Source organism: uncultured Tenacibaculum sp., assembly GCF_947498805.1.
GTDB lineage: Bacteria > Bacteroidota > Bacteroidia > Flavobacteriales > Flavobacteriaceae > Polaribacter.
On record NZ_CANMLT010000002.1, the window covers coordinates 505,635 to 520,070 of the forward strand.

17 protein-coding genes are annotated in these 14,436 nt (G+C 31.7%); 9 read left to right on the top strand and 8 right to left on the bottom strand.

Annotated elements, in window-relative coordinates; translation table 11 throughout:
• Positions 1-13 precede the first annotated feature (13 nt).
• From Q0873_RS05260 to hemA, 8 genes are all read right to left on the bottom strand, one after another.
• Positions 14-616, bottom strand: coding sequence for a redoxin family protein (locus Q0873_RS05260; protein WP_299104852.1), 603 nt, complete (start codon positions 614-616; stop codon positions 14-16).
• A gap of 26 nt (positions 617-642) precedes the next feature.
• Positions 643-1,668 carry a uroporphyrinogen decarboxylase gene (gene hemE, locus Q0873_RS05265; RefSeq protein WP_299104853.1) on the bottom strand — a complete coding sequence of 342 codons (1,026 nt, stop codon included), beginning with the start codon at positions 1,666-1,668 and terminating at the stop codon, positions 643-645.
• A 2-nt stretch (positions 1,669-1,670) separates the two neighbouring features.
• The gene (locus Q0873_RS05270; RefSeq protein ID WP_299104854.1) at positions 1,671-2,135 is read right to left on the bottom strand and encodes a protease complex subunit PrcB family protein; all 465 of its coding nucleotides are present in this window, start codon (positions 2,133-2,135) and stop codon (positions 1,671-1,673) included.
• Between the two features lie 11 nt (positions 2,136-2,146).
• Positions 2,147-3,436, bottom strand: coding sequence for a glutamate-1-semialdehyde 2,1-aminomutase (gene hemL, locus Q0873_RS05275; RefSeq protein WP_299104855.1), 1,290 nt, complete (start codon positions 3,434-3,436; stop codon positions 2,147-2,149).
• A 39-nt stretch (positions 3,437-3,475) separates the two neighbouring features.
• Positions 3,476-3,721: a hypothetical protein gene (locus Q0873_RS05280; protein WP_299104856.1), complete on the bottom strand. Its 246-nt coding sequence runs from the start codon at positions 3,719-3,721 to the stop codon at positions 3,476-3,478.
• 4 nt (positions 3,722-3,725) lie between these two features.
• On the bottom strand, positions 3,726-4,691 hold the full coding sequence (hemB, locus tag Q0873_RS05285) for a porphobilinogen synthase (RefSeq protein ID WP_299104857.1): 966 nt from the start codon (positions 4,689-4,691) through the stop codon (positions 3,726-3,728).
• Positions 4,692-4,767: 76 nt separating this feature from the next.
• Positions 4,768-6,354: a hydroxymethylbilane synthase gene (gene hemC / locus Q0873_RS05290; RefSeq protein WP_299104858.1), complete on the bottom strand. Its 1,587-nt coding sequence runs from the start codon at positions 6,352-6,354 to the stop codon at positions 4,768-4,770.
• Entirely contained in the window at positions 6,338-7,606 is a 1,269-nt protein-coding gene (hemA, locus tag Q0873_RS05295) for a glutamyl-tRNA reductase (RefSeq protein ID WP_299104859.1), read from the bottom strand. The genes hemC and hemA overlap by 17 nt, the downstream gene beginning before the upstream one ends.
• Positions 7,607-7,816: 210 nt before the next feature.
• Here hemA and Q0873_RS05300 point away from each other — a divergent pair, with 210 nt between their 5' ends.
• The 9 genes from Q0873_RS05300 (at position 7,817) to Q0873_RS05340 (ending at position 14,240) form a co-directional block, all read left to right on the top strand.
• Positions 7,817-8,704, top strand: a complete 888-nt coding sequence (locus Q0873_RS05300) for an AraC family transcriptional regulator (RefSeq protein WP_299104860.1) — start codon at positions 7,817-7,819, stop codon at positions 8,702-8,704.
• Complete coding sequence (locus Q0873_RS05305) at positions 8,705-9,208, top strand: TrmH family RNA methyltransferase (RefSeq protein WP_299104861.1); 504 nt, start codon at positions 8,705-8,707, stop codon at positions 9,206-9,208.
• Between the two features lie 3 nt (positions 9,209-9,211).
• Positions 9,212-9,814, top strand: coding sequence for a hypothetical protein (locus tag Q0873_RS05310; RefSeq protein WP_299104862.1), 603 nt, complete (start codon positions 9,212-9,214; stop codon positions 9,812-9,814).
• Positions 9,815-9,839: 25 nt separating this feature from the next.
• Positions 9,840-10,868 carry a ferrochelatase gene (hemH, locus tag Q0873_RS05315; protein ID WP_299104863.1) on the top strand — a complete coding sequence of 343 codons (1,029 nt, stop codon included), beginning with the start codon at positions 9,840-9,842 and terminating at the stop codon, positions 10,866-10,868.
• 2 nt (positions 10,869-10,870) lie between these two features.
• Positions 10,871-11,455, top strand: a complete 585-nt coding sequence (locus Q0873_RS05320) for a CopD family protein (RefSeq protein ID WP_299104865.1) — start codon at positions 10,871-10,873, stop codon at positions 11,453-11,455.
• A gap of 390 nt (positions 11,456-11,845) precedes the next feature.
• Complete coding sequence (locus Q0873_RS05325; protein WP_299104866.1) at positions 11,846-12,850, top strand: helix-turn-helix domain-containing protein; 1,005 nt, start codon at positions 11,846-11,848, stop codon at positions 12,848-12,850.
• A 446-nt stretch (positions 12,851-13,296) separates the two neighbouring features.
• Complete coding sequence (locus tag Q0873_RS05330; RefSeq protein ID WP_299104867.1) at positions 13,297-13,620, top strand: roadblock/LC7 domain-containing protein; 324 nt, start codon at positions 13,297-13,299, stop codon at positions 13,618-13,620.
• 13 nt (positions 13,621-13,633) lie between these two features.
• Positions 13,634-14,008 carry a hypothetical protein gene (locus Q0873_RS05335; RefSeq protein WP_299104868.1) on the top strand — a complete coding sequence of 125 codons (375 nt, stop codon included), beginning with the start codon at positions 13,634-13,636 and terminating at the stop codon, positions 14,006-14,008.
• Positions 14,009-14,027: 19 nt separating this feature from the next.
• Positions 14,028-14,240 (top strand): hypothetical protein, encoded by a 213-nt coding sequence (locus Q0873_RS05340; protein ID WP_299104869.1) that lies wholly within the window; start codon positions 14,028-14,030, stop codon positions 14,238-14,240.
• Positions 14,241-14,436 lie beyond the last annotated feature (196 nt).

The window sequence follows — 14,436 nt, forward strand, 5'->3', positions numbered from 1 at the left end:
TATTTTTAAAATCTTAATTTAATATTGGCGCTAAAAATTCTTCGAAATTTTTAATGTTAATTTCGTTTACTTGATCCCATCCAACTTCTTTTGTTGGTGTAGCAGCTCCTCTTTTTACATTTACAAATTTCTTTGTTTTATCGATAAGGTAAGCTGTTGGGTAATCTAGCTTATGTACAAAACCACTAATATCTAAGTAGTCTTTCTTTACTTTATCACCTTCTCTTGCTGGAATGATAAACACATTTTTGTTTAATTTATCAACCATTCTTTTAGCTTTCGCTTCACTATCCCAAAGTATCATAACAAATTGAAGTTTGTCTCCATACTTCTCTACCATTTTGTTAATGGCTGGAATATCTCCATGACAAGGAGCAGACCAAGAAGCACCAGCTATAATCACCATTGGCTTTTTAATTTTACTTGTACTTAATGTTTTTCCATCAATAGAAGTAAAATCATAATCTAATAAATATGATCCTTTGATACAGTTATCAATCATACTTTCTGCACTTTCTTCAGTGCAATTGTTTACTGCAAAGTTGTAATACACTTTTTCCTGAGCGAAAAAATTAGTTGCTATTAAACAGGTAAGTAATAATACTATTTTCTTCATAATTAATTATTTAGGGGATAAAAAAATTAACCTTTATATTCTTTTACTGCATCGACAAAAGCCTTTGCATGGTCTAGAGGGATATTAGGTAAAATTCCGTGCCCCAAGTTAACAATATATTTGTCTTTACCAAACTCATTTATCATTTGGTTTACCATTTTTTTAATTTCAGCTGGCGGTGATAACAATCTCGAAGGGTCAAAATTACCTTGTAAAGTAATATTTCCTCCTGATAAATAACGAGCATTTCTAGCTGAACATGTCCAATCTACACCTAGTGCAGAAGCATTTGATTTAGACATTTCATTTAGAGCAAACCAACACCCTTTTCCAAATGCTATAACTGGGGCATCGTCTTTTAATGCTTCTATTATTTGATTGATGTATTGCCATGAAAATTCTTGATAGTCTACTGGAGATAACATTCCTCCCCATGAATCAAAAACCTGAACAGCATTTACACCTGCTTCAACCTTTGCTTTTAAATAAGCAATTGTGGTATCTGTTATCTTCTGAAGCAATTCGTGTGCCAAAATTGGTTGACTAAAGCAAAATTCTTTTGCTTTATCAAAGTTTTTAGATCCTTGCCCTTGCACCATATAACATAAAATAGTCCATGGAGACCCTGCAAAACCTATCAATGGGATTTCATCATTCAATTTTTCTTTGGTTGCTTTAATAGCATCCATTACATACCCTAATTCTTCATGAACATCTGGAATAATTACATTATCCAAACTCTTTCTATCACGAATCGGATTTGGTAAATATGGTCCGAAATTAGGTTTCATTTCTACCTCAACATTCATTGCTTGAGGTACTACTAAAATATCTGAAAATAAAATAGCAGCATCCATTCCATATCTACGAATAGGTTGTACGGTAATTTCTGATGCTAATTCTGGAGTACGACAACGTGTAAAGAAATCATACTTTTTTCTGATTTCCATAAATTCTGGTAAATAACGTCCAGCTTGACGCATCATCCACACAGGAGGTCTGTCTACAGTTTCTCCCTTTAAGGCTCTTAAGAATAAATCGTTTTTTATCATATTTATCTTTCTACAAAGATGATCTCTTTGTTTGTTTTTTTAATTTGTACAATGTTTATTGGTTGTGTTATTGCCATAGTAACCATATCTGTTGGTTTTGGTCCTGTATGTAATACAACTACATTCAATTTCTCTTTTTCATCTTTCAATTCTGTAATTTTAATTCCATATCCTCCAGAGTTTCTCACTTCATCTACCGCCACTAAGACCATAACTTTATCAAAATCTATTACTGAATCGAAACTTGTAGAAACTTTATTTGTTATATCTAATTTATTTAAAAAGTCTTTCCATTGTTTTTCTGAAGAAATAACAAAGTTCTCTTTTTGAAAACCTTCTTCTCCAGCTCCTAATAGGCTTCCTTCAAATAAAGAGACTATTTCATTAGGTTCTTGACTTTGATTCATGTTCTTATTTGGACATGAAGTTAACAATAAACTACATAAAATACTAAATATAAGCTTCATACAATTATATTTTACATTTTTGAAACTGCTTCCATTCCTTTATCAATCGCTTTGGCAATCTTTTGAATATCTTTCTCAGACAAAGCTGATGATAAGAACCACGCTTCAAATTGCGATGGAGGTAAAAACACTCCGTTATGCATCATTGCCCAGAAAAACGTTGCGAACTTTTTAGTATCAGAAGTTTGCGCTTCTGTAAAGTTTGTTACTGTTTTATTGCTAAAGAAAGGATTAATCATTGATCCAAATCTGTTTACAGTAATCTCTACGTCGTATTTCTTAGCCGATTCTAACAAGAATACCTCAATTATTTGTGCAATCTCATTAAACTTCTCGTATGGATTTTGTTTTTTCAATTCTGTTAAGGTAGCAATACCTCCAGCCATTGCTATTGGGTTACCCGATAATGTACCAGCTTGATACATTCCTCCTAACGGTGCCACCATTTCCATAATTTCATTACGAGCTCCATACGCTCCTACAGGAAATCCTCCTCCTATTACTTTACCTAAACAAGTAATGTCTGCTTCTACATCAAATAATTCTTGAGCTCCTCCGAATTTAGATCTAAACCCTGTCATTACCTCATCAATTATTAATAAGGCTCCTTTCGAGTTTACATACTCTTTTAATTCTTTTAAAAAGTTATTTTGTGGAGTTACTACTCCCATATTCCCCGCTACTGGTTCTAAAATAACCCCTGCAATATCATCATGTGCTTCGAAATGTGCTTTTACACTTTCTAAGTCATTGTAATTTGCAATTAAAGTGTTTTTTACTGCTCCTTCTGGAACTCCTTTAGACCCCGGTAAACTTAAGGTTGCTAATCCTGAACCCGCTGCTACTAATAAAGCATCTTGATGACCGTGGTAACAACCAGAGAATTTTATAATTTTATCTTTTCCTGTAAATGCACGTGCTAAACGAATTCCACTTAATACAGCTTCGGTTCCAGAATTTACAAAACGAACTTTATCCATTCCTGGAAAAGCATCACAAACAATTTTTGCTAATTTGATTTCATTTTTGGTAGAAGCTCCAAAAGAATATCCATTCTTTAAAGCTTTGGTTATTGCCTTTTGTACTTTTTTATGACGGTGTCCTAAAATCATTGGTCCGTATGATAATACTAAGTCAACATATGAATTACCATCAACGTCGGTAATTTTACTTCCTTTAGCTTTTTTAATGAATAAAGGATTTCCTCCTACAGAAGCAAATGCACGTACTGGTGAATTTACCGCTCCTACTAAGTTTACCAATCCTTGTTGATATAATTCTTGTGATTTTTTGAAGTTCATTATACTCTGTTACCTTAATTAATATTGTAGTGGAATTTATTATTTTAAATTTTCAAAAAAACTTAAATACTCGTGAATCTTTTCATCACTTACTTTCCAGTTTTCACCTTTACTCTCTCTCAATAAAATTATTCCTGCCAACTCAACTGCACTATTTGCTATTATTTCCAAATTATCTTTCCTTGCTATAACTCGATGATTTTTCAGTTCAAGCTTATAACCTTTCTCCAAAAGGAGATGATAAATAGGAGGTTCTATATTTCCAGCTGCAGCAATTCTTTCCACTCTATTATTTTCTATTTAAAACCCTTGCTGCTTCTTTAGCAAAGTAAGTAATGATAATATCGGCTCCTGCTCTTTTCATAGATAGTAAGCTTTCCATCATTACACGTTCTCCGTCAATCCATCCTTTTTCCGCGGCAGCTTTTACCATCGCATATTCTCCACTTACATTATAACATGCAATTGGTCGGTCAAAGTTCTCTTTTAAGTCTCTAATAATATCTAAATATGATAAAGCTGGCTTTACCATTAAAATATCTGCTCCTTCCTCATCATCAAAAGTAGCTTCACGTAAACCTTCATCTCTATTTGCCGGATCCATTTGATAAGTTCTTCTATCACCAAAACTTGGTGCAGAATCTGCTGCATCTCTAAACGGACCATAAAATGCCGAAGCATACTTTACAGAATATCCCATAATTGGTAAATTTGGATACCCTGCTTGATCTAAGCTCTCACGAATCATGGCTATGGTTCCATCCATCATTCCTGAAGGGGCTACCATATCTACTCCTGCTTTTGCATGAGAAATTACTTGCTTCGCTAAATTCACTAATGTAGCATCGTTATCAACATCATTATTACACAACACTCCGCAATGCCCATGAGAGGTATATTCACAAAAACATACATCTGTTATTACATACAAACTCGGATAGTTCTTCTTAATATAACGAACTGCTTGCTGCATAATTCCGTTATCATTCCATGTTTCTGTTCCTACTTCATCTTTCTCAGTTGGAATACCAAATAAAATAACAGCTGGTATGTTTAAAGCCACTACTTCATCTAATTCTTTAGAAATAGTATCTAAAGACCAACGTTTGATTCCTGGCATAGAAACAATTTCTTTTTCTATACCTTCTCCTTCTTCAATAAATAACGGATATATAAAATCGTTCACCGATAATTGGTTTTCTCTTACCAACCTTCGGATTCCTTCTGTTTTTCTAAGTCTACGTGTTCTAAACATATAACTTCATTTGTCAGGTCGAGCGCAGTCGAGACCTTATTTACAAACCTCTCGACTGCGCTCGAGGTGACATATTTTATTTTTTTACAAAATGTAAATTCACCATTTCAATCACACTTTCTACAGTTGGTACATTTGCTACCTGCACATTTTCAAAATGCTTACGTGCTTCTTTTGCTGTACTCTCTCCTATACAAAATGCTATTTTATCTGTTGAATTTTGCTGCATATAGCTTTCTACAGTAGATGGGCTATAAAACAATACTCCATCTACTTTTGCATCTACTTTAGCAGGACTATACATAGTCTTGTAAGCTTCTACCTCATTAACAGTAATTCCGTTTTCCGTTAATACTTTTGGTAAAGTATCTAAACGTAAATCACTACAGAAATAAGTTACTTCTTGTCCTTTTATTTCTTTTGAAAGGTATTCTGCCAATTTCTGAGCATTTCTCTCTGACTTTACTACCTTTCCTATCTTTTGTTCAATTAACTTCTTGGTTCTTCTTCCAACACAATAAATATTCTTGAACTGTAATTCTTCAGCCGGATAGTTATGTAATACCGCTTCTACTCCATTTTTACTGGTAAGAATTACATTTTCTATTTCTTGCTTTACTACCTTCGCTGCAATTCTATTAAAACGGATTTTAATAAAATCACTATCTTCTACTTTCATCGTAGTTGGTAATAACTTCTTTTGAGTTTCAGATAATTTCTTTGTTGAGTAAATAGAAAATTCTTTTTCTATTCCTTGATCTTCCATCATCATCAACTTTCCTCCTCTATCAATTATGTAGTTTGCCGCATCTTTTGCGATGTACTTATGAGGGCCTATTTTTGATGATTTCTGAACTTCTATTTTCTTGCTTCCATCTCTTGTTAAGAGTACTCCTTTGAAATGTACTTTCTTCTCTACTTCATCAATTCTAGCAAAAGCTCCAATTGGTGCAGTACATCCCCCTTCTAAACGATTTAAGAACTCTCGTTCTATATCTGTACAAAGTTTCGTGTCTCTATCGTTAATTTGTTCACAAGCATCTATAGCATAAGTATCTTCTTCTAAAGCCGTGATCATAATTGCTCCTTGTGCAGGTGCTGGAATCATCCAAGATAGATTAATTGCTCCTTTAGGTCTTTTTCCAATACGTTCTAATCCTGCTGCTGCAAAAATAGCTCCGTTCCATTCATTTGCATCTAACTTCTCTAAACGTGTATTTACGTTTCCTCTTAAGTCTTCTACACTATGAGACGGATAACGGTTTAACCATTGTGCCTTTCTTCGTAAGCTTCCTGTAGCAATGACTCCATTAGGCTGCGCCATAAACTCTTCGTTATCTTTTAAAACTAAGATATCGTTATGATTGGCTCTCTTTAAAACTGCTGCCTGTATGATTCCTGTAGGCAATACTGTAGGAACATCTTTCATAGAATGTACAGCAATATCAATATCGCCATTTAACATTGCTATGTCTAAGTTCTTGGTAAAAATTCCAGTAATTCCTAATTCATACAAGGGCTTATCTAAGATAATGTCTCCTGTAGATTTAATCGGTACTATTTCTGTTAAGTAGCCTAATTCTTCAAGTTCTTTACGTACTTTATTGGCTTGCCATAAGGCTAACTCGCTATCACGAGTTCCTATTCTAATTATCTTCTGCATCGATAGATTGTAACGTAGTTCCAAACACTTTAGACATTACTTCAATACTTTGAGGTACCGATGTTTTTTCGTCTTTTAAGTGCTTAACAAATTGTGTAGTGATTTTTTGAATTATTCTTGACGTGATTGCTTCTGCTTGCATCTCATCAAAATTTTCAATTTTCTTCTTGTGGAAGTTTATTTCGTCTTTCTGAATAGTTTGCAACGATTGTTTTAAGGCATTAATTGCTGGTACAAATCGTCTATGGTTTAACCATTCATTAAATTCTGCTTTGTGTTCTTCTATAATTCCTTCTGCAACCGGAATTTCTTGTTGGCGAACCGCTAAAGTTTCATCTGTAATTTTAGAAAGCTCATCTACATTTACCAAAGTAACATTAGATAGTTCTTTTACATCATGAGATACATTAGCTGGCATCGATAAATCTAACACCAATAATTTTTTGGTTGTTAAAACATGTTCTTTTGTAACGGTAGGAAGTTCTGCCCCCGTAGAAACAATTAACACATCTGCATTGGCTATTTCTTTATTTAAGTTCTCAAACTTAGCTTTTCTAATAGCTGGGTTCTCCTTAACAAATGCATCTACCTTCTCCTCTGTTCTATTAATTAAACAAACCGATTTGTTCTTGGTATACTCGGCAAGGTTTAAACAAGTATGTTTCCCCATTTTTCCTAAACCGAATACTAAAATGTTTTTTGAATTATAATCTGGTAAGTTTTTGATAATGTATTGAACAGCGGCATAGGATACAGAAGTTGTTCCTGAGCTCAATTTGGTTTCATTCTTCACACGCTTACTAGCTTGCATTACACAATTTAGTAATCGTTCTAAATATCCATTGGTAGTTCCAAACTCTTTTGCTTGTTTAAATGCTTGACGTAACTGCCCAACAATTTCATAGTCTCCTAAAATCTGACTATCCAAACCAGTTCCCATTCTAAATAAATGTTGAATTGCATCTTGGTTCTTGTTTACATAAGAAACTTTGGCGAATTCCTCTACCGAACCATTCGAGTGCTTACACAACAAACCAATTATTTGAAATGGATGCTCAGCAAATCCAGTAATCTCTGTTCTATTACAAGTAGATAAGACAAAGATCTCACCTAATCCAATAGCTTTTGCTTCTGCTAATAAGTTTAATTGATTCTCTTTAGATAGCGAAAACTTACCGCGAGTATGCGCATCAGCTTTCACATAACTAACACCTATGTTGTAAAAATTTGTGGATTTATTCTCTGTTTGCATTCAATCTACTTCCTAAAAACGGTCAAAAATATAAAGATTCATTAAAAAAAAGTATCGCTAAAAGTACTTTTAATGTCGTTTCCCGTTTTTTAGTCGTTATTTAAATAAAAAACGTACAAAAAAGTGTAGATTTGCAGTAAAATAAGGCAATTGGAATGATTTTATTTATAATCATTCTAAATAAATTAAATTAAAAACTTTTTTTGATCTATGTCAAAAAACATCGCTAAAAGTACTTTTGAAGAAATCGACCTAGAAAATGGTTTTCGCGTTTTGTATTTTCAAAACGAAAGTGGTGAAATTCAACGATTTGAACGAGATATAGATAACACTTTTATTCAGTTACATTTCTGTATAAAAGGAAAATCATCCTTTCTTTTTAACAACGGAAATTACACTTTTGATGTATTAGATAAGCATTCTATTCTGTTGTATAATCCACAGCAAAAACTTCCAATTAATTTAGAGTTACAACCAAAAACACAAATTGTTTCTTTGGTGATCTCCATTAAGAAGTTTCATTCTCTTTTTTCTAACGAGGCAGCTTTTATTCCTTTTTTAAGTGAAGAGAACAGAAATAGAAAGTATTACGATGATTCAACCATTAAGCCAACAGAATTAGTTGTTTTACAACAATTAATCAATGCCAATATTAATAGCTCTTTAAAACACCTCTATGTTAAAGGAAAAATTTATGAGTTGTTAAGCTTGTATTTCCAAAAAGATGAAATGTACGAAGGGGAATACTGTCCTTTTTTAGTAGATGAACGTGATGTTTTAAAAATTAGAAAAGCAAAGGATATCATTATATCTAAAATGACCGAACCTCCTACCCTACAAGAATTAGCCAATGAAGTTGGATTAAACTTAAAAAAGCTAAAAGAAGGGTTTAAACAAATTTATGGAGATACGGTATATAGCTTTTTATTTGATTATAAAATGGAACATGCTCGAAAATTATTGGAGAGCAATCAGTTAAATGTAAATGAAGTTGGGTTGCAAGTAGGTTATAGTACCTCTAGTCATTTTATTGCCGCTTTTAAAAAGAAATTTGGTACAACTCCAAAACAATATGTCATCTCTTTACAAAGTAATTAAATGAAACAATTAACTCATTATGAAATAGAAAATACGCAACAATCTTTTCCTATTACGATTGTTTGTGATGCTATTCGTACACCTGAAAATATAGGGATGTGTTTTCGAATTGCTGAAAGTTTTGGTGTTCAGAAAATATATTTACATGAAAACTCTCCTTCGATAAGCAATCGTATTGTTAAGAAAACAGCGCGTAATACTATCCAACAAATTGCACATGATAGTTATGACAATTTTGAGACGCTTATCAAACAGTTAAAAGAAGAAGGAAACACTATTATTGGTATAGAAATTACCGATAGCAGTATCAATATTCAAGATTTTAATTTTGAAAATCATTCAAAAATCGTGTTACTTTTGGGAAGCGAACGCCATGGAATTGAAAATATAGATGTTGTAGATGCCACTGTAGCTATACCTATGTATGGTAGAAACTCTAGTATGAATGTTATTCATAGTTTATCTATTACATTATACGAAGTAACCAATCAATTAAAAAAGTAGAAGTTGGAGATTAGAAGAAATATAAAAAACATACTTTTAGTTATTTTCTTTATATCACTCAACCTTAATGGGCAAAACACCATTAAGGGTAAACTATTTACTTCTGAAAACTTTAAAGAACACTTTCCATTAATCAATGTTTCAATAAAAGGATTCTCAGAAAAAAAATTAATTGATAATAATGGTTTATTTGAATTACAAATTGAAAAAGAACAATCAGATTACATCATTAATTTCTATATTAATGATAGCATTGTTAAAACATACAACTACAAACACGTTTGGACCAAAAGAAAAAAACCTAAATCTATATCATTTGTAGAAGAATGTACAATTATTAGCAAATCTGTAAGAAACGATTACAAAAAGAATACAGTTAAATTATATGTTTTTCAAAAAAAACCGTTATCAAAAAAAGATATTAAAATTCAAAAAAGATATAATTTCACGTACACCTTAGTATATAAAAAAGATCTTAAAAGTTATGATTGCTACAAAAAATACAATCATAGAGCTTTTAAATATCTAGTACTAGGCAACAAGTTATCTCTTGATAAAATAAATAATAATACAATCGGAAAAAGCAAGTTTAGTCTACTTGATTAATCTTCCTTAAGATAAATTATAAAACATGAAAGGAGTTTTATTAGTAAACTTAGGATCTCCAGACAGTACAGATCCAAAAGATGTAAAAAAGTATTTAGATCAGTTTTTAATGGATGAGCGTGTTATCGACGTTCCTTATTGGTTAAGAGCTTTTATTGTTAGAGGAATTATTTTAAATACACGACCTAAAAAATCTGCTGAGGCTTATCAAAAAATTTGGTGGAAAGAAGGTTCTCCTTTAATTGTGCTTTCTGAAAGACTACAAGACAAGGTTCAGGCTAAAACAGAATTACCTGTTGCTTTAGCAATGCGTTATGGAAATCCGTCTTTACAAAGCGGGTTACAAGAATTATATGATAAAGGCGTTAAAGATGTTTTATTAGTGCCGTTATATCCGCAATTTGCCATGGCAACTACGGAAACCATCTTAGTATTCGCAGAAGAATTGCGTAAAAAGCATTTTTCGGATATGAAAATAACCGATGTTCCTGCTTTTTATAACCAACCAGAATATATCAAAGCATTATCGAATAGTATTAAAGATTACTTGAAAGATAAAGACTATGATCATTTATTATTCTCGTATCACGGAGTTCCTGAGAGACATATTCGAAAATCAGATATTACCAAGTCTCATTGTAACCCAGAAGCTGGTAATTTAACTTGTTGTAATACTCCTTCAGATGCGCATAAATTTTGCTATAGACATCAGTGTTATCAAACTACAAAGAATGTTATGGCTGAATTAGGTTTGGACGAAAACAAAGTATCTACCTCTTTCCAATCGCGTTTAGGAGTAGATCCTTGGTTACAACCATATACCGATAGAACGATCGTTAACAAAGCCGAAAAGGATGGTATTAAAAAGTTAGCTATTGTAACTCCTGCTTTTGTTTCTGACTGTTTAGAAACCTTAGAGGAAATTGCAATGGAAGGTAAACATGAATTTTTAGAAGCTGGTGGTGATGAATTCTATACAGTACCTTGTATTAATGATAATGATGAATGGGTAGCTGTATTAGCCAATTGGATCAACGAATTTAACAACAACTAATCATGGATTTTTTATACGTTAAAGCATTACATATTATTTTTGTAGTTACTTGGTTTGCCGGACTATTCTACATGGTACGTTTATTTATTTACCATGTTGAAGCAGATAAAAAAGAGCAACCTTCCAAAGAAATTCTACAAACGCAATACAAGCTTATGCAAAAGCGTTTGTGGTATATTATTACTTGGCCTTCTGCCATTTTAGCAAGTTTTTTTGCATTTTGGATGCTGTATAAAAACCCAATTTATTTAGAAGAAGGTTGGATGTTGGTAAAACTATCTTTTGTATTGGTTTTATACGTATACCACGGATTTTGTCAAGTTATTTACAAACAATTACAACGAGACGAAATCAAATACACTTCTCTTAAACTTCGTTTATGGAATGAAGTAGCAACGATTCTTTTATTTGCAATTGTCTTTTTAGTGGTATTAAAAGACACCATTAATTGGATTTGGGGAGTTGTAGGAATTCTTCTTGTTTCTATCCTATTAATGTTAGCTGTTAGACTGTATAAAAAAATACGTGCTAAAAAGAGTTGGGACAAATTTGAAGAGGAATTACTCGAAGAAGATGAAAATATATAATAAACTATAAAAAAAGCGAAGTGTACACTTCGCTTTTTTGTTTCTATAGCACCCCTTTTAAAGTTTAATTATTCTTTTTAGTAAATATTTCAGAATATTAAACTTAAAAAACACCCTGTATATCAATTATTAAATAATAATACCCCTATTTTGCATGCCCTCAATTAAATTTTAACAACTAAAAAATGAATACCATTTCATCTTTTTCTTTACCTATTTATTTTTAAGCTAACACGAATGGATTTATCAAACAGCATTATTAGTTTCATTGATTCATTAGGAGTCGTACAGGGGTTATTATTTGGCTTGATTTTAATTTTTTATTATTCAAAAAAAAACAAACCAACTCTATTTCTAGGTCTGTTTATAATTTTGTTCGCACTAGAACCCATGCCCAATGTACTCCATGATCTTGGTTACCTAGAAAAACACCCAGAACTTGAGTTACTCCCTGTAGGATTTCATTTTCTAGCATATCCTTTTTTACTTATATACATTCAAAAAACATCTATATTAAAAGATAAAAAGACCAGTAACTGGACCTTAATTCCTGGAATAATTGAATTCAGTATAGCCTTGGTTATTTTTATGCTCCCTTATCAAATAAAACTTCAAATAAAAGAATCATCTATTGCTATTTTATATTTTATTGCTGGCTTATCATATTCACTCTACATTGCCTATCTCATATTAAAATGGATTCATTCACACGTTATTGAAGTAGAAAATCAATACACCTATATTCATAGTAAAACATTGAGTTGGTCTAAATGGTTTACCTACGCTAGTGTTTTATTTCATTTGTTAATCCTAACCAACATTTTCTTAAAAAGTCATGTATGGTATGCTTGGATTTCTGTACTCAATGTTATTCTTATTTATTGGGTTTCTTTTAAAGGAGTAACCCAAGAAAATGTCAGAGCACTTGTTTGGGATAATAAAAAACTTAAAGAGAAAAGTAACAACAACGCTGCTCTTGATAAAGAACCAAATTCATCTTTCATCAATACCGACACTCATATTTCTCCTCAAATATCTCATAACCTAATGCCTCTTAAAGAAGCTCAAAACATTTGTCTCAAAGTTGAAACATATGTAATCGAGTCTCGATGTTATATGAACAACAAACTAACCATCATTGATATTGCAGAAACATTGAACATTCATCCTAAACGAATTTCTTACTCTATCAATACCGTTAAATCAAAAAATTTTAACAATTATATCAACTCATTTAGAGTTGAACTAGCTAAAAAGCTTTTAAAAAGTGAGCAAACTCAGCATTTATCTATTGAAGGAATTGGTTTTGAAGCTGGATTTCACACCAAGGCAACTTTTTACAGCGCTTTTAAAAAGAATGTTCATATGACGCCTGCTCAGTACAAAGCTTCATAAAAGTATTTTAAGAGTTTATATTTCTGATTTCTAAACTCATACCTCCCTCATTTTTTTGTATCCCACTAATCTCCATAATACCTTTGACGAACGTTCTATCCCTTATGTTAGTTTGATGTACTAATAAGGAATTTACACCCCTTATTATGTTAAAGCCCAACTTAATGCTCAAGTCAATAGTTAGTTGTTTAATTTCCTCTGCTTAAGCCTTAAAGTTGGGTTTTATTTTTTACAAGCTATCCATAGCTAAACCATGTAAAGACCTATAATTCTCTACAAGAATTCACAAGAACCATTTATTGAGGTATAAATTTCCGATTCTTTGACTTTATACCGCTTTAATAATCAAAACCACGCTAGCGTCTTAACTAATTTTGCTCCAAACTTAACCTTAAACTTTCCTCTAACAATCAGCACATGTATTTATAATCTTAAACAATATAAAATTGAATTTAAAAGAACTTTTATCTAATACGAATTCTCATAGTATTTATCTTTTTGAAAGAGATGGAAATATTATTGATTCTTATCCTAAAGAAAGTAATAAAACAGCAGAAAACATTACAGCATTTAGCGCTACAGTTTTTAATATGGCGCAACATTTTTTTACCGATTTTTTTGAATCAGAATTATCTAATCTTACCATAAAATCGAATAAAAAAAATATTGCTTTAATAAAGCTTGATGATTTTATCATTTGCTTTTTCTCAGATAAAAACATGAATCTAGGCGTATTAGAACTAAGCTTAAGAAAAGAGTTAAACAAATAAATATTAATAAATTATGGAAACAGTTTTAAAAGGGTTAGTAAACAATGTAAAAGAAAATATTCCAGGTTACAGAGGTGTGAGCGTAACAGAAATGTCTTCTGGAGAATCATTAATTTCAGATTCTAGCATTGAAGGGTTTGATCCAGAATTAGCATCTGCATTTAATGTTGAAATTATAAATGCAAAGCGAAAAACAATGAATGCTCTAGACATTAATGAAGAGTTAAACGATATTCAATTTAACTTATCTAACCAAATACACACCATTAATATCTCACAAAACGGAGAGTATTTTATCTATTTAGCATTAGATAGAGAAAAGGCTAACATGGGTATTACCAAGAAGTTATTAAACAAATACAAAGAGGATTTAAATAGTGAGTTATAAAAAGTTAACTTTCCAAGGCTTGAGTTTAGATGAAAACTTAAAAAGCACCTTGGATTATTATCAAGAACAATACATACACAAGGTACTTTCAGAAAGTACAGATCCTAACAAAAAAAAGGGTGATGTAGCACCTGAAAGAAAGAGAAACCTAAAATCGATACTTTCCGACTTTTTGTTTGCAGAAAAATACAATAACGTTTTTGACATTGTGAAACTAAAAAAGAAAAACTAGTTTATTTTCTAGCAGAAAATCTAAAAAGAAGCCATTGTATAGTGGCTTCTTTTTTATGATTTATTACAATTAGTTACTCAACAAATAAGGTGAAAACTAAAATATTTTCATTAACTTTAAAAGAATCAGTACTTTGAGATAAAATTCATTGCATACTGATATGTATCGACATCTAATTGCATGCTATGCAATAACA

What these genes read in the sequence shown, in the direction of transcription:
- Q0873_RS05305 (WP_299104861.1), top strand. Translation starts at nt 8,705, where the DNA reads ATGAAACAATTAACTCATTATGAAATAGAAAATACGCAACAATCTTTT.
- hemL (WP_299104855.1), bottom strand. Translation starts at nt 3,436, where the DNA reads ATGAACTTCAAAAAATCACAAGAATTATATCAACAAGGATTGGTAAAC.
- hemE (WP_299104853.1), bottom strand. Translation starts at nt 1,668, where the DNA reads ATGATAAAAAACGATTTATTCTTAAGAGCCTTAAAGGGAGAAACTGTA.
- Q0873_RS05300 (WP_299104860.1), top strand. Translation starts at nt 7,817, where the DNA reads ATGTCAAAAAACATCGCTAAAAGTACTTTTGAAGAAATCGACCTAGAA.
- hemB (WP_299104857.1), bottom strand. Translation starts at nt 4,691, where the DNA reads ATGTTTAGAACACGTAGACTTAGAAAAACAGAAGGAATCCGAAGGTTG.
- Q0873_RS05335 (WP_299104868.1), top strand. Translation starts at nt 13,634, where the DNA reads ATGGAAACAGTTTTAAAAGGGTTAGTAAACAATGTAAAAGAAAATATT.
- Q0873_RS05270 (WP_299104854.1), bottom strand. Translation starts at nt 2,135, where the DNA reads ATGAAGCTTATATTTAGTATTTTATGTAGTTTATTGTTAACTTCATGT.
- Q0873_RS05320 (WP_299104865.1), top strand. Translation starts at nt 10,871, where the DNA reads ATGGATTTTTTATACGTTAAAGCATTACATATTATTTTTGTAGTTACT.
- hemC (WP_299104858.1), bottom strand. Translation starts at nt 6,354, where the DNA reads ATGCAGAAGATAATTAGAATAGGAACTCGTGATAGCGAGTTAGCCTTA.
- hemA (WP_299104859.1), bottom strand. Translation starts at nt 7,606, where the DNA reads ATGCAAACAGAGAATAAATCCACAAATTTTTACAACATAGGTGTTAGT.
- hemH (WP_299104863.1), top strand. Translation starts at nt 9,840, where the DNA reads ATGAAAGGAGTTTTATTAGTAAACTTAGGATCTCCAGACAGTACAGAT.
- Q0873_RS05260 (WP_299104852.1), bottom strand. Translation starts at nt 616, where the DNA reads ATGAAGAAAATAGTATTATTACTTACCTGTTTAATAGCAACTAATTTT.
- Q0873_RS05325 (WP_299104866.1), top strand. Translation starts at nt 11,846, where the DNA reads ATGCCCAATGTACTCCATGATCTTGGTTACCTAGAAAAACACCCAGAA.